Genomic DNA, 25,691 nt, shown 5'->3' with positions numbered 1-25,691 from the left:
CTATAGAGAGACGTCCGGGGAGGAAAAGCTCCATGATTACAAGCAAAACACAACTGGTTGGCCTGTTTGGGCATCCAGTTTCCCACTCGCAATCACCGATGATGCACAATACAGCTTTTTCAGAGACCGGGTTGGGATTTGCCTACGCTGCGTTCGATGTGGAACCGGAAAATCTGGAAGATGCAGTCGCGGGTATTCGCGCGTTAGGCTTGAAAGGGATTAACGTCACGATCCCCCACAAGGTCGCTATCATGCCGATGCTGGATGAAATCGATCCGCTTGCCAAACGAATCGGTGCCGTCAATACTGTCGTTTCTCGTGATGGGCGCTTGATTGGCTACAACACAGATGGTATGGGCTATGTTCGTTCGCTTGTGGAAGAGACGGGAATCGTTCTTGAAAAGCAAGTGGTAACCATGGTAGGGGCTGGAGGCGCTGCGCGTGCAGTGGCGTTTACTTTGGCTGAACATGGAGTCAAGGAAATTCGCATCATCAATCGCTCCCGGGAAAGAGCCGCAGTATTGGCTGAGCATGTCGGGACGATTGTCCCTACGAAAATCGTAGAACAGGGTGAAGGGGAAGCAGCTATCGCGGACTCTTCGCTGTTGATCAATACGACATCGATCGGAATGCTGCCAAACGTACAGGAGACACCTGTGCCAGCAGAATGGCTTCATTCTGGTTTAACCGTTAGCGATCTGATTTATAACCCGCTCGAAACGCGTCTGCTTAAAGAAGCGCGTGCTATCGGAGCCACTGTTCATTCCGGAATCGGCATGTTCGTGAATCAAGGTGCACTGGCTTTCGAGCTGTGGACGGGCGAACGAGCACCAACTGGGGTTATGCGTGAGGTCGTCTTGCAACAATTAAAGAAAACAACCTGATTTTGCAGGATGTAAAAGGAGGCATTGCCGATGTTGACCGGCAAGCAAAAGCGCTTTTTGCGCGCAGAAGCACATCATCTCACCCCGATTTTCCAAGTAGGAAAAGGCGGCGTAAACGAAAATATGATCACGCAGATCAAAGAAGCGTTGGAAGTACGTGAATTGATCAAGGTAGCGATTTTGCAAAACAATAATGACGATAAACATCAAGTGGCAGAAGATCTGGCAGCAGGTGCTGGAGCAGAACTTGTGCAGTTGATTGGCCATACGGTTGTCTTGTACAAAGAGTCCCGGGAGAACAAGACGATCAAGCTGCCATAAGTGACCTGCATGCGATGAGAGAGCCAATCAAGCAAGTAGGGATCATGGGAGGAACGTTTGACCCGATTCATTGCGGGCACTTGCTGGCGGCCGAACAAGCCAGAGAGCAAGCGGGCCTGGATGAAGTCTGGTTTATGCCTACACACGTTCCACCGCACAAAAAGAGAGAGAGTCTGACGCTGGCGCATCACCGCTTGCAAATGGTTCAGCTCGCCGTGTCTGATCACGAGGTGTTTCGTGTAACAGATGTGGAGTTCGCAAGAGAAGGTCCATCGTACACCTATGACACGATGATTCAGCTCATCAGGCAGTTTCCGGATTGCCGGTTTTCCTTTATCATGGGAGGAGATATGGTGAAAATCTTGCCCAAATGGTACCAGTACAAAGAGCTGATTCATATGGTACGATTTATAGGTCTAGCGAGGCCAGGAACCGAACTGGACCTAAAATCGAGTGAGGACGTCACATTTGTGGAGATGCCTGTTTGGGACATTTCCTCCACAATGATTCGCGAGAAGGCAGCTGCCAGAAAAAGCATACGTTATCTTGTACCTGATGCCGTGGAGCGCTATATAAAGGAGAACCGAATCTATGAGACTTTTGGATAATCGGGAAGAGCTTCTCGTTCGCATACGGCAACAAATGCATGAAAAACGATACAATCACACGCTAGGGGTGGCTGCGTCGGCTCGCGAGCTGGCAGAGAGATTCGGGGCTGATCCTGACAAAGCCGAGCTTGCTGGACTGTTGCACGATTACTGTAAGTGCTGGCCTGTGGAAAAAATGTTCGAGATTCTCGTTCGCCACGATATGCCTACAGAGCTTTTGGAAGGGGAAAAAGAGCTGTGGCACGCCTTTGCAGCAGCGATTGTGATCCAGACTGATCTTGGTGTAACGGATGCAGATATTTTACAAGCCGTTCGCTACCATACAACGGGTCGGGCTGGCATGTCCCTGTTAGAAAAAGTCGTCTGTGTGGCAGACTATATAGAACCAAACCGCGTTTACCCTGGTGTCGATTTTATTCGCGCCAAAGCCATGCATGATTTGGATGCTGCCCTGGCACTCGCCTTGGGAGGCACGATTCAATTTTTGATAGAGAAGCAAAAGACGGTTTTCCCGTTGACATTGACGGCATATAACGATTTGGTTTCCCGCAAAGGGAGAGAAGGAGGGTTTTAATGGTTAAAACAGTAGAAGATTTGGCCCAGTTGGTTGTGAAGGCGGCAGAGGACAAGAAAGCAGAGAACTTGAAGGTGCTCGATATTAAAAAGCTGTCCGTCATCGCAGACTATTTCATGATTTGCCACGGAAACAACGAGCGTCAAGTACAGGCAATTGTTCGCGAAATCCGTGATCAAGCCCACAAAAACGGCTTTGACGTCCGCGGTATTGAGGGAGCGGATGAAGGTCGCTGGGTACTGGTTGATCTGGGCGATATCGTCATTCACGTTTTCCATCGCGAAGATCGCGAGTTTTACAACCTGGAGCGCCTGTGGAAGGACGCAGAGGAAGTTTCCTTCAGCGCGCAAGGGTAAGGTCAGATGGCATACGCACATATGGCCGCAGTATATGACAGGCTGATGGCGGATACTCCTTATGATCAGTGGCTCGATTGGGTCGAGCGTCATTGGACAAAGGGAGAGAAGCCTGTGCGGGTCATTGATCTTGGCTGTGGGACTGGTACGATTGCGATCCCACTCGCCAAGCGGGGATACCGTGTTACGGGAGTGGATCTCTCAACAGAAATGCTTGCGATCGCCTATGACAAAATGAGGCAGGAGCAAGTGGATGTAGCTTGGGTGGAGCAGGATATGCGGGAGCTGTCCTTGCCAGAAGCGGATGCGGTCATCTCCTTGTGTGATTCATTGAGCTATCTTACAGAGGAAGCGGATGTGCAGGAAACGTTCAAGCGCGTTTTCGCTCATCTCGCCCCCGGTGGGAGCTTTCTGTTTGATGTGCACAGTCCGTACAAGATGCTGCACATTTTCGGAGACGAGACGTTCACACATGTAGAAGATGAAGTTTCGTACATTTGGCAATGTTTTTGCGACCCGCTGCGATTGGAGGTAGAGCATCAGTTAACGTTTTTCATTCGTCAGCCAAACGGACTGTACGAGCGGATGGAAGAGGAACATTGGCAACGGGCTTACCAGCCTGTCCAACTGATGCGCTGGCTGACAGATGCCGGCTTCACAGACATTGTCATCACCGCTGATTACTCGGATATGCCGCCACAAGAAGCGAGTGAGCGCCTATTTTTTTCAGCCCGCAAGCCGAAAAGTTTGACATGATTGGTTCGGATTGACTATAATGGCGTTATAACTACAGATTTCGACGCGTTTAAGAGGAAAAGTAGGAATAGGATTCGAGCATTCACAGAGAGTTGGCGGATGGTGCAAGTCAACCCGGATCTATCTGAACTCACCTCCCAGCACTTGCCCCCAAGGTCATTCAAGCAATGACTGCGTAAGGGTGAGCGGTTTATCCCCGATACGGATGAAACAAGTGGGTGAATGCTTGTCATTTGCCAATCTGGGTGGTACCGCGGGAATGTTAACAACCTCTCGTCCCTTTCGCAAGAGCGATCTGGGATGTGAGGTTTTTTTATACGGAAAACATTCCGCTAATACGCGATCGCTCATCCTTGAGCAATCCTCGATAGAGGTTTTCGTATTTTCACCTATTTTAAGATGGGAGTGCTTTACCATGGTATTCAGTCATCAAAATGTCGAAAAGAAGTGGCAGCAATATTGGGAGCAGAACAAGACCTTCAAAACCTCCGAGGATGAGGGCAAGAAAAAGTTTTACGCACTCGATATGTTCCCGTATCCATCTGGAGCTGGCCTGCACGTAGGACATCCGGAAGGCTATACGGCTACTGATATTTTGTCCCGCATGAAGCGGATGCAAGGATATAACGTTCTCCATCCAATGGGCTGGGATGCGTTTGGTTTGCCAGCGGAGCAATACGCGCTCGATACAGGAAACGATCCGGCAGAATTCACCGAGCACAATATCAACACCTTCCGTCGCCAAATTAAGTCGCTCGGATTTTCCTACGACTGGGATCGCGAAATCAACACGACCGATCCGAATTACTACAAGTGGACGCAATGGATTTTTACGAAGCTGTATGAGCACGGCTTGGCTTATATTGACGAGGTAGCTGTAAACTGGTGCCCTGCTCTGGGAACAGTTTTGGCGAACGAAGAAGTCATTGACGGGAAAAGTGAGCGTGGCGGACACCCAGTAGAACGCCGTCCAATGAAGCAATGGGTCTTGAAAATTACTGCGTATGCGGAAAGACTGCTCGCTGACCTGGATGAACTGGATTGGCCAGAGAGCATCAAGGAAATGCAACGCAACTGGATCGGTCGTTCTGAAGGGGCAGAAGTAACTTTTGGTATCGAAGGTCATGACGAAACCTTTACTGTCTTTACGACTCGTCCAGACACTCTCTACGGAGCAACTTATGCGGTACTGGCTCCTGAGCACAAGCTGGTTGAGCAAATTACCGTACCAGCTCAAAAAGAAGCAGTGGAAGCGTACCTGGATCAAGCGAAGCGCAAGAGCGATCTGGAGCGTACCGATCTGGCGAAAGAAAAGACAGGAGTATTTACCGGAGCATATGCGATCAACCCGGTAAACGGCGAGCGTCTGCCAATCTGGATTGCAGATTACGTGCTGATCAGCTACGGAACAGGCTCTATCATGGCGGTTCCAGCGCACGATGAACGCGACTATGAGTTCGCGAAAACATTCGATCTGCCAATCAAGCAAGTAATCGCTGGCGGAGATATCTCCAAGGAAGCGTATGCAGGCGACGGAGAGCACATCAACTCCGGCATGCTCGATGGTTTGAACAAAGAACAGGCGATCAGCAAAATGATCGAGTGGCTGGAAGCGGAAGGCAAAGGAAATCGCAAGGTAACGTACCGTCTGCGCGACTGGCTGTTCAGCCGTCAACGCTACTGGGGTGAGCCAATTCCGATTCTCCATCTGGAAGATGGCACGATGAAAGTCGTTCCGGAATCCGAACTGCCAATCGTGTTGCCAAAAACAAAAGAAATCAAACCATCCGGTACAGGTGAATCGCCATTGGCAAACATCGCGGAGTGGGTAAACACTGTCGATCCGGAAACAGGCATGAAAGCGCGTCGTGAGACAAACACGATGCCGCAATGGGCGGGTAGCTGCTGGTACTTCCTGCGCTTCATCGATCCGCACAATGACAAGGCATTGGCTGATCCAGAAAAACTGAAAGAATGGCTGCCAATCGATATTTACATTGGCGGTGCGGAACACGCGGTGCTGCACTTGCTCTACTCTCGTTTCTGGCACAAGTTCCTGTACGATATCGGTGTCGTACCAACCAAGGAACCATTCCAAAAGCTGTTTAACCAAGGAATGATCTTGGGTGAAAACAACGAGAAAATGAGTAAGTCCAAAGGCAACGTCGTAAACCCAGACGATATTATCAACAGCCATGGTGCTGACACACTGCGCATGTACGAAATGTTCATGGGACCACTGGATGCTTCGATCGCTTGGTCGACAAAAGGATTGGATGGCGCACGCCGCTTCCTGGATCGCGTATATCGTCTGTTTGTGGGCGACAACGGTGAGCTGAACGAAAAAATCGTAGAAACCTCCAATGTGGCTGGCATGGAGCGTGTGTACCACCAAACTGTGAAAAAAGTAACGGAAGACTACGAGGGCCTGCGTTTCAATACAGGTATCTCTCAGTTGATGGTATTCGTAAACGAAGCGTACAAAGCAGAAGTTCTGCCGAAGAAATTCATGGAAGACTTTGTGAAAATGCTGTCTCCAATCGCTCCGCACTTGGGTGAAGAGCTGTGGGAAAAACTGGGCCACAGCGAGAGTCTGGCATACGAAGCATGGCCTACGTATGACGAAGCGAAGCTGGTTGAAGACGAGGTAGAAATCGTCCTGCAAATTAACGGCAAAAACAAAGAGAAGCTGCTCATCGCTTCTGATTCGACGAAAGAACAGATGGAAGAGATGGCGAAAAACAACGAGATGATCCAAGAACTGATCGAAGGAAAAACGATCGTCAAAGTCATCGCTGTTCCAGGCAAACTGGTGAATATCGTCGTTCGTTAAGAAAAGGACGGCAAAAAATGAGAAGAGGAGCGGAGCCTGTGACTGACAGGTATCCACTCCTTTTTTCGTAAATATCGTTTCTTCGTTTTGCGCTAATGCGGTTGATTGCTCAAATTTCGTGCAACCAGTTCTTGATCCTCGGCAAACTTCGCTTGTGTGCGGCGAAATACTTGGGCGAAAAGACCGGGAATTCCGTCTTGCAAAGGAATCAGTCCTTCCCCAGTAATTCCTCCGGGCACGCAGACCCTCTTTTGCAGAGTAGGGAGGGTGAATGCTTCTTCGCGTAAAAGATCTGCCATTCCAATTAGCATTTGCGTGGTCATGTAAGTAGCAGCTTCTGCGGAAATGCCAGTTTCTTCAACGGCTTCTTGAATCATTTGCTGCAAAATATAGCTGAGAAACGCTGGCCCGCAACTGACAATGTCAGAAGTAATTCGTAAAAAAGGCTCCGAAATCTCAATAGGGGAGCTAATGTGGGCAAACAGACTCCGTATAAATTGACGTTGTTCCTCTTGGATACGTGATCCAAACTCACATAAACTGACACCACTCTTTACTGCATTTGTTATAGAAGGAACGACTCTGGCAACTGCACATGGAACTTGAGACTCCAGATCCGCAAGCTTAATCGGACTGGTGATCGTAATCAATAGGTGATCTGGCGTTAAGGCAGGAGCAATTTGTTCCAGCATCACGCTATATTCCAGTGGCTTAACGCACAGCACGATCGTTGTGGCTTCTTTGACCAATTGGGCATTGCTGTGCGCGACAATGAGCCCGGGATGTTTTTCTGCCAGTTGCTGCGCCTTCGCAGGGGTTCTGTTGCTGATAAAGACATGACCAGGAGTCAGCGCCTTGGCTGACAGTAAAGATTCAATCAAGATACTGCCCATGCTGCCCGTACCAATGAACCCAATTCTATTCATGGGCATACCTCCCTCCGATATTCTTTTCCCATTCTATGTAGGAGTGCCTATGATCATGACCGGATACTGAGTACTCATTGTACCGCCAGCCGATCCTTTATCCGTGCAAACATCTTCTCGCCAATTCCCTCAATCTGTTTCAGGTCATCCGCTGAACGAAATGGCCCTTGTTTTGACCGGTAATCCACGATTGCCTTGGCACGAGCTTCTCCAATCCCGGGAAGGCTCATGAGCTCTTCGACTGTTGCCGTGTTGATATTAATGGTTGTGGAGGCACCAGTGGTGGACATGCGGGCGGAAGACTGTACAAGGCCAATGGATGTGGAGACTGGCGCGGCTGCCCCTTTAGCCGGGATGACAAGAGCAGCTCCATCTGTGAGCGGCTCTGCCAAATTGATTTGGACGAGGTCGGCATCAGGCAGTGCTCCACCTGCTTTTTCGATGGCATTTGCGACACGCGTACCTGGTTCGAATTGGTATAATCCAGGATTTTTCACTTGCCCTTTCACATCGACATAGAGAGGAGAGGGGGGTGGTTCCTTATCCTTATCTTTTTCCAGTGTCGCTTTTAGAGGCTTGGCAGGTTGAGCAGCTGCTGAATCATCTGTCCGTTCTTTTGTTTGCAGATTCGATGCTGCATAAGCAGGAGAACGCAACGGTAGTTCGTCAGTCTTATGCGATTGGTCGCGTTGATAGAGCCAATAGCTACAACCGACAAACAGCACAGCCGCAGTCAGCAAGATGAAACGACGATAACGCTCCCACCATTCCAGCACCATAACAAAAACCCTCCCGTCCTTCACATAGCGATACGTTCATAGAGAGAACTTGTTCTCTATCAACGATGCTACGAAAAGTAAGAGAGGGTCTGCAAATCTATTTATGGTGTTTTCGCTGTTAGCCGATATGCTGCAGCGTATTTTTTTTGCGGCGAAGGTCTACATTCGGGCTGACATAAGGCTCAAAATTGTGCTTTTGCTCAATGAAGATTTGATGCCACAGCATGAAGACCAGGATCGTCCAGATTTTGCGACTGTAATCCGCATTGCCTTCGCGGTGTTCATCGAGCATGTACAGAACATAGGCCTTATTGATCAAATTATCCACCTTGGATTCGAAAATGATCTCTTTTGCCCATTTGTAAAATTCGTTTTTGAGCCAATGACGAGTCGGAACAGGGAAGCCGAGCTTCTTTCTCATTTGGATCTCAGGTGGCAAGAAGTCTTTCATCGCTTCACGGAGCACGTGCTTGGTGGTGCCGTTGGCAATTTTGTACTTCGTTGGAATGGTAGCGGCGAATTCAAATACCTTCAGATCAATGAAAGGCACACGCAGCTCCAAAGAATTGGCCATCGTCATCTTGTCGGCCTTCATCAAAATGTTGCCTCTGAGCCAAGTGTGAATGTCCAAGTATTGCATCTTGGTCACATCGTCATATTCGGAAGCGCGTTTGTAAATCTCTTCTGTAATGGTGAAAGGAGATACATACGCTTCCGAACGGGTAATATCTTCCATCACGACACGCTTTTTCATCTCTTCGCTGAAAATCAGTGCGTTTCCGAAGAAGCGTTGCTCAACCGTTTTCGATCCGCGGATGAGGAAGTTTTTCCCTTTTACCTGATCGGGGAGGCGTTCTGCCATGTATCCGATGGATTGGCGCATCCAGCCAGGCATTCCGGAAAACATTTTGAGAGAATGAGGCTCTCTGTAAATATTGTATCCGCCAAAAAATTCATCTGCACCTTCACCGGACAATACGACGGTTACGTGTTCACTCGCCATCTGTGCTACGAAATAGAGCAGGATGGCAGAAGGGTCCGCTACCGGTTCGTCCTGATGCCAGATGAGCCGCGGCAATTCATCCATGTACTGCTTGGCGTTTATCACGCGCTCGAAATGCTCCGATCCCAAATACCCGGCAGTTCGCTTCGCATAATCGAGTTCGCTGTAACCCGGAATATCCGAACCGACAGAAAAAGATTTGACTGGCTCGAATGTACGCAGCATCCCAACGATACTGCTAGAGTCAACGCCACTAGACAAGAAGGCTCCACGAGAGACTTCACTAATCCGGTGTTTGTCGACAGATTCAAGCATGACACTGCGCGTACCCTCAACAAAATAAGAGAACGGCTTGCTTTCATCGGGCTTAAATTCTACATCCCAGTACCTTTCCAGCTTGATCTGGTCGTTTTCAATCACGAACGAGTGTGCAGGCGGTATACGGTAAATGCCAGCAAACATCGTTTCAGGATCCGGTACATATTGGAATGTCAAATAGTGATAAAAAGCGGTTGGATTCACTTCACGCTTGAATCCTGGCAGCTCCAGCAAGCTTTTAATCTCGCTGGCAACCCCGATCGAATCATTCGTCTCGACATAGTAGAGAGGCTTGATTCCAAAATGGTCGCGTGCCCCAAACATGCGTTTTTTACGGGAGTCGTAGATCGTAAAGCCAAACATCCCGCGCAAATGCTTGGGTGCATCTGTTCCTACCTCTTCATAAAGGTGGAGGATGGTTTCAATATCAGAATCGGTATGGAAAACGTGACCGATGTCCTTTAACCATTGCTGTAACTCTTTGTAATTGTAGATTTCACCGTTACCAATAATCCAGATGTCACGTGTTTCGTTAAACAGCGGTTGATGTCCGCCTTCCACGTCAATGATGCTTAAACGACGAAAGCCCAGGGCGATGTTGTCTTCAAGGTGAAAACCATCGTCATCTGGACCACGGTGCAGGATGACACCCGTCATTGCACTAATCGCTTCTTGTTGAACAGGCTTTTGCCGCTTGTTATAGAGTGATACGATTCCGCACATAAGAAATGACTCTTCCTCTCACTGGATTGCTCCTGCTAACTCTATCATGTATCGACCATCAGCGCAATCTCTTATGAGTGCCAGTGATTGACCTGCAAAACGCTGATTCTACAAGGGAATTAGCCTTTCTTCTTTTCTATTTTTGTCCCCATTCAGTTAGATATACTCCCTTAGGAGTCTGTGAATCGTTCGACAAAACGGTTCATGAAAGAACAGGACGGGGGGATTGCAGTGTCAGTATGGATAGCAAGCCTAGCGATGATGATCGGCCTCATTCTGTCCGCCTATTTGCATCCTGCTTGGCTGCTTTTGGCTGCAGGCGTATCATGGGCACTCGTTGCATGTATCCCGTTACCATACCGCAAATACGTTGCATGCTACTCACTGATTTCTATTCTAGCAGGTCTCTTTTTTTATGGGTACGAGAATCTCCACAGCTCTGAAGTGAAACCATTGGCAGAAAGGGAGCAGAGGGTCTGGATAGAAGGTGTCATTGATTCACCCGTTAGACGGGACGGCGATGTAGCACGATTTTTTGTCACGATCACATCATGGGGTGAAAATCAGCGTGATCAGAAAGAGCATCAGTCTCTCGAAAAAATCGCGCTTCGTGTTAAACTTGCTTCTTTCCAGGAAGCATCACAAATAGAGCAGTGGAGGCGTGGCAGTGTTATTGTGGCTCCGATCCGACTATCCTTGCCAGTTACTGTGCGCAATCCTCATGCCTTCGACTACGCCAGTTATTTGTATTGGCAAGGTGTCCATGTCACAGGGGAAACAAGCTATCAAGCGGTTGATATGACACCTGTTTTTTCGGTGACGGCGAGCTTTCAAGAATGGCAGGACTCGGGTGCCAAGCGAATTGAAACATTATTTACAGATCCAGAGACAGCGGGTTACATGAAGTCGTTGCTGCTTGGCCTTGGACAAGAGGTGAACCCTGAGCTTGCGGCGATGTATTCGAATTTGGGCTTAAGTCATATCCTCGCGATTTCCGGTTTGCATGTGACATTGGTCAGCTCCATGTTTATGTGGTGTTTAGAACGGATTGGAATCAGACGCAGACTGGCATTTGTCGTAACGATTTTGTTCTTGTTCGGGTATGTGCTTTTGGTGGGAGCCAGCGCGTCCGCAATCCGATCTGGATTGATGGGGAGTGTGGGGCTTCTCTGTCAGGTATTTGGAAAGAGGTTGGACGGCAAGGACGTCTGGGCAGGCGCACTCATTCTGATGCTGGTGGCAAATCCGTATCAGCTGTGGCATGTCGGTTTTCAGCTTTCCTTTGCGGTCACACTTGGTCTGATTATTTTTGTGCCATACAGCTTGCATGTGTTTGTTCGGGTACCCGTCTGGATTCGTACACTTGTGGCGGTTACTTTGTCAGCTCAGCTCGTTTCTTTTCCGTTTCTCATCTACCATTTTCATTTGTTTTCACCTGTGTCTTGGCTGGTCAATTTGGTAGTGACACCGATTCTCTCGGCTATGGCGCTACCGTTCGGGTATATCGCAGTAGTTCTCGACTTTGTCCATCCGTTTTTGGCCGTGATCCCTGTTTGGGTATCGACAGCTATGCTGAAATGGATTCATCTCCCGCTGTTTGCTATTGAAAAAATGAGGCTTCCCTTCACCTATTGGCCGCATCCTTCTTGGTGGTGGCTTGTTTTGTATACCTGCTTTTTAGGTGTCCTGCCCATTTCATGGAAGTTGGGCTATCATCGAAAGCGTGATATAATGCTTTCTTTCGTTATATTTCTCTTGTTCATTGTCGCGGCCAGACAGCCGTTTTCTGGAGTCGAAGAAGTGCGAATTACCTTCCTTGATGTCGGACAAGGGGATTCCATCGTTGTCGAAATTGGTGATCAGAAGGTATACTTAATGGATGCGGGTGGGACAATGCGGTTCCCAGCTGCTGAACCATGGATGGAAAAACGTGACCCTTTTGAGGTGGGGAAAGATGTCGTTCTGCCGTTTCTGATGGCCAGAGGAATCGAGAAAATCGACCGTGTCGTCATGACGCATGGCGATTTGGATCACATCGGGGGTTTAAAAGCGCTTGTTCCTCATTTTTCTTTTGGCGAGGTATTGGTGAATGGAACAGCACCTTCCAAATTGGAGAGCGAGATTGTCCAGCTTTTCCAACAAGAAGGAGTTCCGATTTTAACCGGGATCCCGGGGCAATCATGGTCAGATGGGCCGGGAATCGAGTGGAAGTGGCTGCACCCGGGTGGATCGGGTGAATCGACCTTCTCAGGAAATGATGCATCCGTAGTACTTCAGCTTACTGCTTTCAACAAGACTGTATTGTTTACGGGTGACATTGAAAAGGATGGGGAAAGTCAGCTTGTTCAAAACGGTTTGACTTCTGTGGATGTTTTGAAAGTAGCCCATCATGGCAGCAATACCTCGAGTACCGAAGAGCTCCTTGCAGTCACAGCACCAAAAGTTGCTGTCATCTCTGCCGGGGTGAAAAATCGGTACGGGCATCCATCGTCCGAAGTACTGCATCGCTTAAAAAAATCGGGTTCCGCCGTGTACAGGACTGATGCTCATGGAGCGATTACGCTGGTGATTACACCTGCGGGATTATATTGGCAGGCCCAAATATTGGATACATAATCTGTTTGCAACTTTTTCAATGAGCGAACCGTCTGTAGGGGGGAGAAGTGAATATGCATGAAGCAGAGTTGATCAGGATGGCGCAATCCGGGGATCATGACGCGCTAGTCGAACTGCTTCGATCTATTGAGACCTCCGTTTACCGAAGCGCTTATTATATTCTAGGGAACGAACAAGACGCGCTTGATGCCTCCCAGGAAGTCCTCATTCGAATTTATCGAAAGTTGGACACCTATCAGGAAAAAGCAAAGTTCTCTACCTGGGTACAACGCATTGTCAGCAACGTCTGTATGGATAAATTTCGCGCGAAGAAGGAAACGGTCTCAATTGACGAGCACGAGTTGATCATTCCTGATCGTAACAACGTAGAAGAAGAAATCCTTCTCACCGGGCTGTCGAATGACATCCAGGAAGCCATCGGAAGATTGCCAAAGCAATACCGGATGGTTGTAGTACTCCGCTATCTAGAGGATTTGTCCTATCAAGAAATAGCGGAGGCACTAGATTTGCCGCTTAACACGGTAAAGTCGTATTTATTTCGGGCTAGGCAACAGTTACAGGAGCTGTTGTACGACTACCAGAAAGGGGGGATCGGTTGATGACCAACGAAGAGATTTTTGAACTCATGCAGCGGGATCTGGATGGAGATCTCTTGGAGTCAGAGCAGCAATTGCTCCATCGTTTGATTCAGAAAGATGCTGATCTGCAGCTTATGTACAACCGTTTGAAAGATGTGTCACAACAGTTAGAACATCTGCCCCCTGTCGTACCTCCGTTCAGCATCGTAGATTCGATCCTGCCCAAGCTGGAATCAGCCGCTGCAAAGCCTGCTGCGGTGAAATCTACGGTGAACGAGGAAATCCTGCCCACTCTGGAAGTTAAGCGCGAGACGTCTTCGCTGCCGGAATCAAAAAAGTGGAAGCGGATGAAAGTGTGGATGGCGAGTCTTGGTAGTACGGCCGTCGCTGCCAGCTTATTGGTTGGCATGCTGTTTTCTAGCGGTGATGGTAAGAAGCAAGAAGTCGATTCGTTCCAGAACGGAACGGACATGACACCAGCGGTCGTGGAACAACCCAAAACTCTTGGGCCAGAAGATCCTACTCCTCCAAGCAATAATCCAATCCCATCGAATTCAAAAGAGGAAGAGGACAAGACAAAAAAGTCTGCTGGAACAACTACTCATACCAAGAGTAAAAAGCCACCAGCAAAGAACGTTCAAAAGAAAACACCGCCTCCGAAGAAAACGAATCCGACGCCACCACCACAAAAGAAACCTGCACCTCCAACGCCAGTAATTACCGATGATAAGCCACCGGTATGGCCGATCGGACTGGAAGAGAATCCGGACAGAGAAGACAAAGAACCTGCTAATGACGATAAGGACGACGGCGGGGACAAGCAAGAGGAGAAAGACAAGGGAAAAAATAAAGAGAAGAAAAAAGATAAAGATGATAATGACTAACTTTTTTCCACGTATGGACCGGCACCGCTTGCGGGGATTTTGCGTATAGTACATTATCAAGCACCCCCTGCTTACCGTTTGGGGAGGAGGAATCCCGGGGCTTTTCCCTAAACGTTTACATAGAGGTGCCAACGGATGAAAAAACCGCTACCGATTCACTGGTGGCGGTTTTTTTTCGCTTTGTTCTGATCAACATGTGCTATAATAACGCAGGTAAGAAGAAGGAAAGGGGAGAAGACGTATGCCACTCCTATCGGCTATTCGCGAAATAAGGCAAAAACAATTCTCGCCGATCTACGTCTTATACGGTCCGGAGTCTTTTCTGGCCGAAGATTTTTTGGCGTTGTCTCGAAAAGAAATGATTGATCCAGAATTTATGGATTTGAATATGAGTGTGTATGATTGTACCGAAACAGGATTGAGTGAAATCCTGCAGGATGCGGAAACCTTGCCGTTTATGGGTGAGCATCGATTGGTGATTGCCAGACAAGCCTACTTTTTAACAGGAAGTAAACCTTCGACTAAGGTAGAAAGCGACCCAGATGCCCTGCTCGATTATTTGCAAAATCCGCCTCCCTACACCACACTTATCCTACATACAGAAGCTGACAAGCTCGATGAACGAAAAAAGCTGGTCAAAACGCTGCAGCAAAAAGCGAAAGTGATCCCTTTTCCGTTGCTAAAAGACGGAGATTTGTACGGCTGGGTAGAGCGGCAAGCGGGTAAATACGAGGCGAAAATCGATCGTCAGCAAGCCATGAAGCTGGTGGAGCGTGTGGGAGCCGAGCTGCGTCTTCTGGACAAGGAAATCGAAAAGATGGCTCTGTTTGTCGGGGTGGGTGAAAGCATCACGGACGTTGTCATAGAGCAGCTAGGAGCACGTACGCTGGAGCAGGATGTGTTCGCGCTGATTGAACAGGTCGCTTCGGGGAGATTGGACAGGGCACTCAGGATGATGTACGACTGCATGAAAACAGGAGAGGAGCCGATCAAGCTGCTGGCTCTCTTGGCGAGGCAGTTCCGCATGCTGTTGCATGTCAAGCAATTGGCTCCGCGTGGTTATTCACAGCAACAGATGGCAGGCATGATTAAAATGCATCCTTACGCGGTGAAAAAAGCCATGGAGCAAGCGCGTCATTTTTCCGAGGAGTCGTTGAAAAAGCTGTTGGGCATTCTGGCGGAAGAAGATTTTCGAATGAAGTCAGGGCAAGTGGACAAGCGTCTCGCCCTCGAATTATTTATTGCACGTGCACATGACGAACGAACAAAACGGTCGTGACGTTTTTCACAGTAAAAAAACCCCTAGAACAAGATGTTCACGGGGTTTTTTTGCGCTTGGTCTCTTACGCTACAGGAGCGCTCAGAACGTTAAGCTTTTTCATCAAACGAGACTTTTGACGGTTTGCTGCGTTTTTATGAATGAGACCTTTCGAAGCGGCCTTGTCCAGCTTTTTCACAGCCACCAGAAGAGTAGATTTCGCCAATGCTACATCGGAAGCAGCGACAGCTTTCTCAAAGCTCTTGATGGAAGTGCGCAGATCAGACTTTTGAGAAGCACGGTGTGCGCGACGCTTTTCGATTGTTTTGGTGCGTTTAATCGCGGATTTAATGTTTGGCATGTGTGTCACCTCCTTAATACGACCATAGACATACAGTCATACAACAAAGTAATTCTAGCATGGGGCGAACCCATTTGCAAGAAAGGATTCGGAATAAAAATGAAGGATTCAAGCAAGCTAGTAGCAGGAACAAAATGGTTAGTACTTTTTTCACTTCGGATCAAAGGAGCTGATAAACATGGCACATAACATTGATTTGTCGGGTTATTCCATTCGAACGGATCTTGCCTTGGAGGCCCACGAGCTTGCCCAGCAGCAAAACCAGAGCAGTATTGAGGGCATTTGGCTGCAAGCTGACGACAGCGAGCCCAATGTGAAAGTAACGAGATTGCATGTGGAAACAGAGAAAGCTGGGAAGGAAATCGGCAAGCTCCCGGGGCATTACCTGACGATTGAAGTACCTAAGCTGCGGGATAATGATACATCGATCGAGGAGCAGGTGGCCAAGCGATTCTCCGTCGAATTTGCGATGTTTCTCAAGCAGCTGGGAATCACCGAGGACAAAAAGGCTCTGGTCGTTGGTCTCGGCAACTGGAATGTCACCCCGGATGCGCTGGGACCGATGGTTGTGGAAAATTTGCTGATTACACGTCATCTGTACACACTGGCGCCTGAAACCGTCGGAGAAGGGTATCGGGAAGTCAGTGCGCTATCACCGGGTGTTCTAGGGATTACAGGCATAGAAACGAGTGAGATCATATTTGGTGTCGTGGAAAAAAGCAAACCCGATTTTGTCATCTGTATCGATGCTCTTGCGTCCCGCGCTCTTCACCGGGTCAACACGACGATTCAAATATCGGATACAGGGATTCATCCCGGATCAGGGGTTGGCAACAAGCGCAAAGCGATTGATCAGGCGACACTTGGTGTGCCTGTGATTGCGATAGGAGTGCCTACGGTCGTTTTTGCCTCCACGATTGTAAACGATGCGATTACGTACTTGCTGGGGCATTTTGGACAATCGATGGTGGAGAGAAAGCGGGCGTTTAACAAACTGGCATTGAGTACGTTGCCAGAGCGTAAGGAACCGTATACGGAAGAGGATTTGCCTGACCTGGAATCCCGCAAGACATTTATGGGATTGGTAGGTTCACTGCCGGAAGAAGAGAAACGGCAATTGATTCATGAAGTTCTCCGACCGCTGGGACAGGATCTCGTCGTCACTCCAAAAGAAGTGGACGATTTTATTGAAGGTGTGGCGAATGTGATTGCAACAGGTCTGAATCGCGCCTTGCACAGTGCGGTGAATGAAGAAAATAGCGGCTCGTATACCCACTAAGTCGTGAAAAGCTAGAGTGAGAGAGAAAAGCTAGAAAAGGGTTCTATCGTCTCTATGAGCCTCATAAGCTAAAGCATAGACAAGCGCGAGGGGAAGTTCTCCCAACGTGCAACCATGCTACAGCTAGAGGAGTGAGACAGATGGCGACCCTCATTCAACGCCAATTCGTTGTTCTTTCCTTTATAACCGCCTTCCTGTTTGTCATGACAGGGGTACTTTCGCTAGGCGGAAACCGAATCGCAATTTCTTCCTCCGCTATACAACAGGCCGCTTCTCATATTTCCAGTCTGGCAATTTTGGGGTGGATGGGGCAGGAAATTCCGGTTTTGTCCGAAACGGTGCAAGCACAGGCTGATGATCGCACGAATAGCGTAACGGGTTTTCTCTTTCGCTTGGCAACCAATATACAGCCGGGAGACTTGCGCAGCTTGCTGGGCAGGGAGCTTCCGGGAATGGTAACGACAGAGGATGCCAGGTTCGTCGTGCAGGGAAAAGGAGCTTCTCTCGCAGATTTTTATGTGGAGTATCCCGCCCATCCGAGACAGGTAGCGGATCAATCGCAAGTAGTTCCAATCGTAGAACCAAAACCGGAGGATACCACGAAGTCAGGCGAAACGAAGCCAACTCCTGTGCCTAATTCAATCACGAACGGTAAAAAAATCGTGTACGTCTACAACTCGCACAATCGGGAATCGTGGTTTAGTGAGACGAAGCCAGTGGGAACCTCCGTTGATCATCCTACGAGAAATATATCGTTAATCAGCAAGCATTTAGCAGAAGCGTTGAATGACAGAGGAATTGGTTCAGATGTGAGTAACGACGACATCTATCAGCAGCTGTTGAACAAAAAAATGCATTACTCCTTCTCCTACGCGGAATCTTTGCAAGTGGTCAAAGCGGCAACGGAGAAAAATAAGGAACTGTACTACTTTTTCGATCTGCATCGAGACACAGCGCCACGAGAGCGTACGACGGTCACGATCAAAGGAAAAACGTATGGAAGAGTATTGTTCGTCATCGGAAAAAGAAACAAAAGCTACGAGAAAAATGAAGCATTTGCGACGGAACTTCATGAGTTGATGGAAAAAATGTACCCAGAGCTTTCGCGTGGCGTGATGGAAAAAGGCGCAAAAACGGATCATGGCGAGTATAATCAGTCCCTCTCCCCGGGAAGTCTGTTAATAGAAATAGGTGGTACGGAAAACAGCGTGCAGGAAAGCATGAATACAGCAGAAGCATTGGCTGATGTTTTCGCAGCCTATTATCAGCAAGCTGAAAAAGTAGGCAAAACAGTTTCTGACGAGCCTGCAAAGAGGTGACGGGCATGAACGTGACGATGAAGCTGACTGGACTGTTAATCATCTTGCTGGTCGGGGTAGTTTTGGGATTGCAAACGGCTGAGCGTGGAATATCCAAGGTGAGTGGAGTGCCTGAGGGGCAGGCGCAAACCTTTTCCATCAAAAAAGTGGACCAAGGGCAAGTAGAGATCGCGGTAATGGGCAAGCAGGTTCAGACTGCCAACCCGAAGGAAATGGTCAACTACGTCAGTCGGATCGGTTTGACTTTGGGGGGAAGCATTAAAAGTGGGGCGCAGAGTTTTGTCGATTGGGTAGGGAGTTTTTTTGAACCGTGAAAAATGGTTTACGCGCAAAAAGAAGGGGTGCAGAAAGCCCCAGTGACAAAAGACCCGTACAGGCGGGTCTTTTGCATGCGACCACAGATCCTTCATTCGATATGCGTAGACAGTGCAAGTGAGGCTACATCAACAATGAAAGGGCTATCATAAAATGAATTTTAAAACACGAGTTGAATATTCTATTTAGTCAGTAAAGGTATAATAGTTCGAATTTATTGTGTTGCGAAAAAATTGAATAAATGTCATAATGTCTACTGACAGGTCTATTTTGGAAGTATATATCGGTGAGAGAGGTGAGCCACGTGTCACATCCTGTCCTACAAATCGAAAACCTGCAAACGCACTTTTTCACGGACCGCGGCCAAATCCCTGCCGTTGATGGCGTGACGATCACGGTACAAAAAGGAGAAGTAGTCGGTATCGTAGGCGAATCCGGCTGCGGAAAGAGCGTTACCTCCCTTTCCGTTATGAAGCTAGTACCCAATCCCCCAGGGAGAATCGTGGGAGGCTCGATTAAATTCAAGGGGGAGGACCTCGTATCTGTCGACGAAAAGCGTATGAGAGACATCCGCGGGAATGAAATTGCGATGATCTTTCAGGAGCCGATGACGTCTTTAAATCCGGTGTTTACGATTGGAGACCAGATAGGAGAATCAGTCCGATTACATACGAAGGCGAGCAAAAAGGACGCAAGAGCACGTGCTATTGAGATGTTGAAAAAAGTCGGAATTCCTCGAGCGGAAGCGATCGTCGATGAATATCCGCACCAGCTTTCCGGGGGCATGCGGCAGCGTGTCATGATTGCGATGGCAATGGCTTGCAATCCAGCGCTTTTGATTGCAGACGAGCCTACTACTGCGCTCGACGTGACGATTCAAGCGCAGATTTTGGACCTGATGCGTCAACTCAATCGGGAAGCAGACACAGCCATTCTCCTCATTACCCACGATCTTGGGGTCGTCGCGGAAATGTGTCACCGCGTCGTGGTGATGTACGCGGGCAACGTAATTGAACAAGGCGATGTCCGTACGATCTTAAAAAGTCCGAAGCATCCTTATACGATCGGCTTGTTGAATTCGCTGCCGAAGCTGGAAGGATCACAGGAGCGTCTCTATTCGATTCCAGGCAACGTCCCGATCCCGGGTTCGCTTACTGTCGGATGCCGTTTTGCACCCAGATGCGATAAAGTATCAGACCGATGCCGCAGTGAGATGCCAGAATTAAAAATGGTAGGGGACAATCATCTTTCCCGCTGCTGGCTGACCGAATAACCCGAGAGGAGCATGCAGGTGGCAGAAGATCTTCTGATCGTAAAAAACTTGAAAAAATACTACCCAATCACAGGCGGTGTTCTTGGAGGGGAAGTAGGTGTAGTAAAGGCGGTAGATGATGTATCGTTTACCGTTAAGAGTGGAGAAACTTTGGGGCTGGTAGGTGAGAGCGGCTGTGGAAAGTCTACGACGGGACGTTCCTTGCTGCGACTGATTGAACCGACCTCCGGTGAAATCAACTTTGACGGGACAAATGTCATGTCGCTTTCTACTGATGCAATGAGAAAGATGAGACGTGACATGCAAATTGTCTTTCAGGACCCGTTTGCTTCGCTCAACCCTAGACATAATATTGAGAAAATTTTGGAAGAGCCTTTGATTGTACATGGTTTGGGTTCTTCGGCAGAGCGAAAAAAGCGCGTGCAGGAAATGCTGGAGATCGTTGGTCTGAGCAGCTATCACGCGAGCCGCTATCCGCATCAATTCAGCGGAGGACAAAGGCAGCGGATCGGCATTGCGAGAGCACTGATGCTCAAGCCCAAATTGATCGTTGCAGATGAGCCTGTATCTGCACTGGACGTGTCCATTCAGTCGCAGGTGCTCAATCTTATGCAGGATTTGCAGCGCGAATTCGGCCTTACATACTTGTTCATTGCCCACGATTTAAGTGTAGTGCGTCACATCAGTGATCGGGTAGGCGTGATGTACCTTGGCAGAATTGTCGAGCTGACGACGAGTAGCCAACTGTATTCCAATCCGCTCCATCCGTATACAAAAGCACTACTGTCGGCGGTACCTTCGCCAGACCCTGATGCGGTACGAGAAAGAGTTATTCTCCAGGGAGATGTGCCGAGCCCTGCAAAACCTCCAAGTGGCTGTACATTCCATACGAGGTGTCCCCATGTGACAGAGGAGTGTCGTACTGTGCGACCAGAATTTGCGGACACAGGCGACGGTCACTTTGTTGCTTGTCACTTATACAAGTCCTAATCGACAAAAGGGAGTCTGCCTGCCGAATAGGAAGTCTTGTAAAGGGGGGATGCAAAGCAGGAGGTATTGATCGACCATCTACCAAAAAGGAACATGCGACCATTATTTGGAAAAAGGGGGATGTTTTCATGAAAAAGAGAGTTCTCTCCGCAACCATGACCAGCCTAGTGGCGCTGGCCATGCTGATTGCTGGATGCTCTAGCACTCCTACAACACAAGCGCCGGCAGAACAACCAAAGACAGAAACTCCGGCACCTGCAGCTGAGCCTGCAAAAACTGGACCGAAGCAATTAATCATCGGTCGCGGTGCAGACACAAAAGGGCTTGACCCAATCACGCAAACAGATGGTGAGACATTCAAAGTAACAGAGAACATTATGGATACATTGATTGGCTTCGCGGATGGCTCAACAGAGCTCGCTCCATCGTTGGCTGACAAGTGGGAAGTATCTCCTGATGGTCTTGTTTATACGCTGACACTGAAATCTGGTGTTAAGTTCCACGACGGTACTGATTTCAATGCTGAAGCGGTCAAATACAACTTTGAGCGCTGGAGCGACAAGAGCCATCCACAGCATTCGCCAGAGGGCTTCGAGTACTACGTGAGCCAATTTGGTGGTTACAAGGGTGACGCGACCCACGTTATCAAATCCGTGGAAGCAGTCGATCCAACGACTGTAAAATTCACACTGACTCGTCCACTCGCTCCATTCCTTGCTAACCTGGCGATGTCTCCTTTTGCAATCGGTTCGCCTGAAGCATTGAAAAAGGATGTTAAAAAGTTCAATGAGCACCCAATTGGTACAGGACCATTCAAATTCGTTGAGTGGAAGCGCAACGACACCATCACTCTCGAGAAAAACCCTGATTACTGGAACAAAGGGTTCCCGAAATTGGATAAATTGGTATTCAAGGTCATTCCAGAAAATACGGCGCGTCTGACTGCTTTGGCATCAGGTGAGATCGATTTGATGGATGGTCTGAACACAGATGATATCCCAGCAGTAAAAGACAACAAAGACCTGCAACTATTCCTCCGTCCTACCAATAACATTGGTTACATTGGCTTTAACGTAGAGAAGAAGCCACTCGACAATCCAAAAGTTCGTGAAGCCATTGCTTATGCCATTAACAAACCTGAAATCGTAACGGCCTTCTTCGATGGCGTTGGAGAACCAGCAGTCAACCCAATGCCAAAGACCATGTGGGGACATAACAACGATATTAAAGATCGTGAGTTCAACCTCGATAAAGCAAAACAATTGCTTGCAGAAGCAGGACATCCAAACGGTTTCAAAATCAAGTTCTGGGCAATGCCAGTACCGCGTCCATACATGCCTGAAGGTGTGAAGATTGCAGAGGCAATCCAGCAAGACCTGAAGAAAATCGGGGTAGATGCTGAGATCGTGACGATGGAATGGGCAACGTATTTGGAAAAGACTCGCTTGGGTGAGCAAGAAATGTTCATGCTTGGTTGGACAGGTGACAATGGCGACCCTGATAACTTCTTGGCTGTCTTGCTCGACAAAAACAGCATCGGCAGCAACAACTATACACGCTGGGCAAACGAAGAAGCACATCAATTGATGATGAAAGCACAATCCACTCCAGACCAAGCAGAGCGCGATAAACTGTACAAACAAGTACAGGAGATCATCTTCAAAGACGTGCCAATGGTTCCGCTGGCACACTCTACACCAGCATTGGCAGGAAAAGCGAATATCGTAGACTACAACCCGCACCCAAAAGGGTCTGAAAGTTTGGAAAAGGTAGATTTCAAGTAAGTTGATTCATAAGTAAAGGGTAAGAGGAGTGCATACCTCTTCTTACCCTCCTTTCATTATTTAGCGATTATTTTATGCAGGAAGGCGAGGAGATGGCATTGCTAGCTTACAGCATTCGAAGAATTTTAATGCTCATTCCTGTCTTAGTGGGCATGTCAATCATCGTTTTTTCCATTATTCGTGCCATCCCTGGTGATCCGGCTTTAACGATTTTGGGAGAAAAGGCGACACCACAAGCGATTGCAGACATACGAGAGGCATTGGGTTTGAATAATCCGTGGTACATACAGTATTTTGATTATATGAAAAATATTTTGAGCGGAAATCTTGGGGAATCATTGCAAACGAATGCGCCGATTTCAGATGAAATCATGCCTTATTTGGCGGCGACGACTGAACTTACAATTGTGAGCATGCTGATTGCAGTGTTTATCGGTGTAAATGCAGGGATTCTTTCTGCGTGGAAGCAAAACTCCTGGTTTGACTACTGTGCGATGTTGATCGCTTTGGTTGGTGTATCCATGCCGATTTTTTGGCTAGGTTTGATGGAGCAATGGGTGTTTGCCCAAGAACTGAAATGGCTGCCATCAGTTGGTCGTGACAATTCGCGTAATCCCGTAGAGGCCATTACGTACTTTTATATACTGGATACGATGATCGCCGGTCGTTGGGATCAGCTATGGGAAGTCATCAAGCATTTGATCCTGCCAGGCATCGCGTTAGGTACGATCCCGATGGCGATCATAGCACGCATCACTCGTTCGAGTATGCTGGAAGTCATGCGTGCAGACTATGTTAGAACCGCTCGTGCAAAAGGGCTGACACAGTTTTGGGTCGTGTACAAGCATGCGCTGAAAAATGCGATGATCCCTGTCTTGACGGTAATTGGTTTGCAAACAGGGTTGCTGCTGGGTGGAGCAGTTTTGACAGAGACGATCTTCGGATGGCCAGGTGTCGGTCGTTATATTGTGACCGCCATTGGAAACCGTGACTATCCGGTTATCCAATCCGGTATCCTTGTGATCGCGACGATTTTCGTCCTGATCAATCTCTTGGTCGACCTTCTGTACGCCTATATTGATCCGCGTATCAAATATCGCTAAGGAGGGACGAAGAGACATGGCACAACCACAATTACAACCACAAGATCAGGTAGTACCTTTAAAAGTGAAGCAAGAAGAAGTAGTCTCTCCTTGGAAGGATGCATGGAGGACGCTACGAAAAAACAAGCTGGCGCTGGTGGGCTTCGGGATTATTTTGTTTTTCATTGTTGTGGCGGTACTAGCTCCATGGATTGCTCCGTATCCGTACGACGAAGGCAAACTCGTGATGAAAAACAAGCCACCTTCTGAAGAGCATTGGTTTGGAACAGATTACAATGGACGCGATGTGTTTAGTCGCGTTATTTATGGGGCACAAATCTCTTTGTGGGTAGGGACGTTCTCTGTTATTGGCTCCGTTCTCGCAGGGACCTTGCTCGGTCTTTTGGCAGGATATTATGGCAGATGGATCGATACGATCATTTCGCGTCTCTTTGATATTATGCTTGCCTTTCCAAGCATTCTTCTGGCGATTGCCGTTGTTGCCATCTTGGGGCCTTCCTTGCAAAACGCCTTGATTGCGATTGCGATTATTAACATTCCGACATTTGGTCGCTTGGTACGCGCGCGCGTTTTGAGCTTGAAGGAAGAAGAGTTCGTCATGGCCGCACGGGCAATCGGGATGAAAAACTCCCGAATTATCATGCAGCATATTTTGCCGAACAGCCTCGCACCAATCATTGTGACCGGGACGATGGGAATCGCTACAGCGATTATCGAGGCAGCTGCACTTGGCTTTCTCGGACTGGGAGCACAAGCGCCAGAACCGGAATGGGGAAAAATGCTCGCTGATTCACGTCAGTACATTCAGAAAGCACCATGGACTGTTATTTTTCCGGGGCTCTCTATCATGCTGACAGTTCTCGGCTTTAACTTGATTGGGGACGGCTTGCGCGATGCACTCGACCCGCGGATGAAGAGCTAATCAAATTGCAAAAAGACAGAAGGGGATGGGTGTGTCCGTCCTTCTGTCTTTTCTTATTTATCCTTCTTCCATGAAGGTACGGCACAACTGATTGAAAGTGGGGGCAGCTTTTGAGATGACTTGATGCTTCACGTTTGGGATCATCTCGAGTTTTGCTTTTGGCAATTTCATAGTAAGCATCTGCGCATAATGGTGCATCCGTTGATCTTGTTTCCCATAGGCAAGTAAAATTGGAACCTGGATGTTACTCAGACGCGTCGTACATTGATAACGATGACCGGCAGCGTAAAGGTATTTCAGGCTGGTCGGATCTGTTTTGGAGGCGTGCGCCGTCCATTTTTCCCGCATTTCTGGGTCAGTGACATGAGAGGAAGCAATCGAACGGGCAAGAAGAGGGACTCCGCGAAGCATCGACAATGCCTGTGCCATCCAAAATCGTCCATGTAAATACAGGTCATTCACTTCGGAAAAACCACTCACGAGTATACCGCCTTGTGCATGATCAGGATATCGAAGACAATATTCAAGAGCAATAGAAGCACCTTGGGAGTACCCCAAAATAAAAGGACGCTCAATGCCGAGTGACGGGATCAGCTTATGGAGCCGTTCTGTCAATTCTCCAATGGTATATGGCTTCTCCATCGGGGAACTGTCGCCATGTCCAGGCAAATCAGGGATAATAAGCTGATACTTATCCGTGAGTGTTTGCTGATAAACAAAATTGACAGAGCCGATACATGGTGCATGGATACACAATAACGGTGTGCCTTTTCCCGATATGTGAAAAGCAAACTGCTTTCCATCCTGATGGACGAGTATTTGTTCCATTTTCTTTTTCACCCCACCTTTAGCTTGTCCGATACGAAGTAGATTTTTCAATTGAACTCTTCTTTTTTTGATGGGGAAGTGGTATTCTCGCAATAGAATA

General features: G+C 48.3%; 24 protein-coding genes and 1 other annotated feature. Of the genes, 19 read left to right on the top strand and 5 right to left on the bottom strand.

Features of this window, described 5'->3' with window-relative positions:
• Nucleotides 1–32 precede the first annotated feature (32 nt).
• The 7 genes from FB479_RS05215 to leuS all read left to right on the top strand — a co-directional run bounded on the left by FB479_RS05215 (nucleotide 33) and on the right by leuS (nucleotide 6,332).
• Nucleotides 33–884 carry a shikimate dehydrogenase gene (locus FB479_RS05215; protein ID WP_106656665.1) on the top strand — a complete coding sequence of 284 codons (852 nt, stop codon included), beginning with the start codon at nucleotides 33–35 and terminating at the stop codon, nucleotides 882–884.
• A 30-nt stretch (nucleotides 885–914) separates the two neighbouring features.
• A complete protein-coding gene (gene yhbY, locus FB479_RS05210) occupies nucleotides 915–1,205 on the top strand; it encodes a ribosome assembly RNA-binding protein YhbY (protein ID WP_007727776.1) in 291 nt (96 codons plus the stop codon).
• 14 nt (nucleotides 1,206–1,219) lie between these two features.
• Nucleotides 1,220–1,813 carry a nicotinate-nucleotide adenylyltransferase gene (locus FB479_RS05205; protein ID WP_106656664.1) on the top strand — a complete coding sequence of 198 codons (594 nt, stop codon included), beginning with the start codon at nucleotides 1,220–1,222 and terminating at the stop codon, nucleotides 1,811–1,813.
• Nucleotides 1,797–2,387 (top strand): bis(5'-nucleosyl)-tetraphosphatase (symmetrical) YqeK, encoded by a 591-nt coding sequence (gene yqeK, locus FB479_RS05200; RefSeq protein WP_106656663.1) that lies wholly within the window; start codon nucleotides 1,797–1,799, stop codon nucleotides 2,385–2,387. The genes FB479_RS05205 and yqeK overlap by 17 nt, the downstream gene beginning before the upstream one ends.
• Nucleotides 2,387–2,743: a ribosome silencing factor gene (rsfS, locus tag FB479_RS05195; protein ID WP_047072622.1), complete on the top strand. Its 357-nt coding sequence runs from the start codon at nucleotides 2,387–2,389 to the stop codon at nucleotides 2,741–2,743. The genes yqeK and rsfS overlap by 1 nt, the downstream gene beginning before the upstream one ends.
• Before the next feature lie 6 nt (nucleotides 2,744–2,749).
• Entirely contained in the window at nucleotides 2,750–3,499 is a 750-nt protein-coding gene (locus tag FB479_RS05190; protein ID WP_106656662.1) for a class I SAM-dependent DNA methyltransferase, read from the top strand.
• Nucleotides 3,500–3,538: 39 nt separating this feature from the next.
• Nucleotides 3,539–3,783 (top strand) — a binding site (T-box leader).
• A 131-nt stretch (nucleotides 3,784–3,914) separates the two neighbouring features.
• Nucleotides 3,915–6,332, top strand: a complete 2,418-nt coding sequence (gene leuS / locus FB479_RS05185; protein ID WP_106656661.1) for a leucine--tRNA ligase — start codon at nucleotides 3,915–3,917, stop codon at nucleotides 6,330–6,332.
• A 92-nt stretch (nucleotides 6,333–6,424) separates the two neighbouring features.
• Here the strand turns inward: leuS and comER are convergent, their stop codons facing one another.
• The 3 genes from comER to asnB all read right to left on the bottom strand — a co-directional run bounded on the left by comER (nucleotide 6,425) and on the right by asnB (nucleotide 10,081).
• Entirely contained in the window at nucleotides 6,425–7,258 is an 834-nt protein-coding gene (gene comER, locus FB479_RS05180) for a late competence protein ComER (protein ID WP_106656660.1), read from the bottom strand.
• Nucleotides 7,259–7,332: 74 nt separating this feature from the next.
• Nucleotides 7,333–8,037 carry a helix-hairpin-helix domain-containing protein gene (locus FB479_RS05175; protein ID WP_142063063.1) on the bottom strand — a complete coding sequence of 235 codons (705 nt, stop codon included), beginning with the start codon at nucleotides 8,035–8,037 and terminating at the stop codon, nucleotides 7,333–7,335.
• A 118-nt stretch (nucleotides 8,038–8,155) separates the two neighbouring features.
• Nucleotides 8,156–10,081 carry an asparagine synthase (glutamine-hydrolyzing) gene (gene asnB / locus FB479_RS05170; RefSeq protein WP_106656658.1) on the bottom strand — a complete coding sequence of 642 codons (1,926 nt, stop codon included), beginning with the start codon at nucleotides 10,079–10,081 and terminating at the stop codon, nucleotides 8,156–8,158.
• A 204-nt stretch (nucleotides 10,082–10,285) separates the two neighbouring features.
• On the opposite strand from asnB, the gene FB479_RS05165 reads away from it, so the two are divergent.
• The 4 genes from FB479_RS05165 to holA all read left to right on the top strand — a co-directional run bounded on the left by FB479_RS05165 (nucleotide 10,286) and on the right by holA (nucleotide 15,438).
• A complete protein-coding gene (locus FB479_RS05165; RefSeq protein WP_142064589.1) occupies nucleotides 10,286–12,697 on the top strand; it encodes a DNA internalization-related competence protein ComEC/Rec2 in 2,412 nt (803 codons plus the stop codon).
• A gap of 53 nt (nucleotides 12,698–12,750) precedes the next feature.
• Entirely contained in the window at nucleotides 12,751–13,296 is a 546-nt protein-coding gene (locus tag FB479_RS05160; RefSeq protein WP_012685711.1) for an RNA polymerase sigma factor, read from the top strand.
• Nucleotides 13,296–14,159, top strand: a complete 864-nt coding sequence (locus FB479_RS05155) for an anti-sigma factor family protein (protein WP_142063060.1) — start codon at nucleotides 13,296–13,298, stop codon at nucleotides 14,157–14,159. The genes FB479_RS05160 and FB479_RS05155 overlap by 1 nt, the downstream gene beginning before the upstream one ends.
• Before the next feature lie 241 nt (nucleotides 14,160–14,400).
• Complete coding sequence (gene holA / locus FB479_RS05150; protein ID WP_142063057.1) at nucleotides 14,401–15,438, top strand: DNA polymerase III subunit delta; 1,038 nt, start codon at nucleotides 14,401–14,403, stop codon at nucleotides 15,436–15,438.
• Between the two features lie 64 nt (nucleotides 15,439–15,502).
• Here holA and rpsT read toward each other — a convergent pair whose 3' ends face one another.
• A complete protein-coding gene (gene rpsT / locus FB479_RS05145) occupies nucleotides 15,503–15,778 on the bottom strand; it encodes a 30S ribosomal protein S20 (RefSeq protein ID WP_005833151.1) in 276 nt (91 codons plus the stop codon).
• Between the two features lie 178 nt (nucleotides 15,779–15,956).
• On the opposite strand from rpsT, the gene gpr reads away from it, so the two are divergent.
• The 8 genes from gpr to FB479_RS05105 all read left to right on the top strand — a co-directional run bounded on the left by gpr (nucleotide 15,957) and on the right by FB479_RS05105 (nucleotide 24,763).
• The gene (gene gpr / locus FB479_RS05140; RefSeq protein WP_142063054.1) at nucleotides 15,957–17,057 is read left to right on the top strand and encodes a GPR endopeptidase; all 1,101 of its coding nucleotides are present in this window, start codon (nucleotides 15,957–15,959) and stop codon (nucleotides 17,055–17,057) included.
• Nucleotides 17,058–17,197: 140 nt separating this feature from the next.
• Complete coding sequence (gene spoIIP / locus FB479_RS05135; protein ID WP_142063051.1) at nucleotides 17,198–18,376, top strand: stage II sporulation protein P; 1,179 nt, start codon at nucleotides 17,198–17,200, stop codon at nucleotides 18,374–18,376.
• A 5-nt stretch (nucleotides 18,377–18,381) separates the two neighbouring features.
• The gene (locus FB479_RS05130; RefSeq protein WP_007727739.1) at nucleotides 18,382–18,690 is read left to right on the top strand and encodes a YqxA family protein; all 309 of its coding nucleotides are present in this window, start codon (nucleotides 18,382–18,384) and stop codon (nucleotides 18,688–18,690) included.
• Between the two features lie 305 nt (nucleotides 18,691–18,995).
• A complete protein-coding gene (locus tag FB479_RS05125; protein WP_142063049.1) occupies nucleotides 18,996–19,964 on the top strand; it encodes an ABC transporter ATP-binding protein in 969 nt (322 codons plus the stop codon).
• 18 nt (nucleotides 19,965–19,982) lie between these two features.
• Nucleotides 19,983–20,954 (top strand): ABC transporter ATP-binding protein, encoded by a 972-nt coding sequence (locus FB479_RS05120; protein WP_142063047.1) that lies wholly within the window; start codon nucleotides 19,983–19,985, stop codon nucleotides 20,952–20,954.
• Nucleotides 20,955–21,082: 128 nt separating this feature from the next.
• Nucleotides 21,083–22,738, top strand: coding sequence for an ABC transporter substrate-binding protein (locus FB479_RS05115; protein WP_106656652.1), 1,656 nt, complete (start codon nucleotides 21,083–21,085; stop codon nucleotides 22,736–22,738).
• Between the two features lie 92 nt (nucleotides 22,739–22,830).
• Entirely contained in the window at nucleotides 22,831–23,841 is a 1,011-nt protein-coding gene (locus FB479_RS05110; RefSeq protein ID WP_106656651.1) for an ABC transporter permease, read from the top strand.
• A gap of 16 nt (nucleotides 23,842–23,857) precedes the next feature.
• Nucleotides 23,858–24,763: an ABC transporter permease gene (locus FB479_RS05105; protein WP_106656650.1), complete on the top strand. Its 906-nt coding sequence runs from the start codon at nucleotides 23,858–23,860 to the stop codon at nucleotides 24,761–24,763.
• Nucleotides 24,764–24,820: 57 nt separating this feature from the next.
• On the opposite strand, the gene FB479_RS05100 is transcribed toward FB479_RS05105, so the two are convergent.
• The gene (locus tag FB479_RS05100) at nucleotides 24,821–25,591 is read right to left on the bottom strand and encodes an alpha/beta fold hydrolase (RefSeq protein ID WP_106656775.1); all 771 of its coding nucleotides are present in this window, start codon (nucleotides 25,589–25,591) and stop codon (nucleotides 24,821–24,823) included.
• Nucleotides 25,592–25,691: the final 100 nt, after the last annotated feature.

Source organism: Brevibacillus sp. AG162, from assembly GCF_006715575.1.
Classification (GTDB): Bacteria; Bacillota; Bacilli; order Brevibacillales; family Brevibacillaceae; genus Brevibacillus; species Brevibacillus brevis.
The sequence above is the reverse complement of the archived record's forward strand: the minus strand, read 5'-3'. Positions and strand labels throughout refer to the sequence as shown.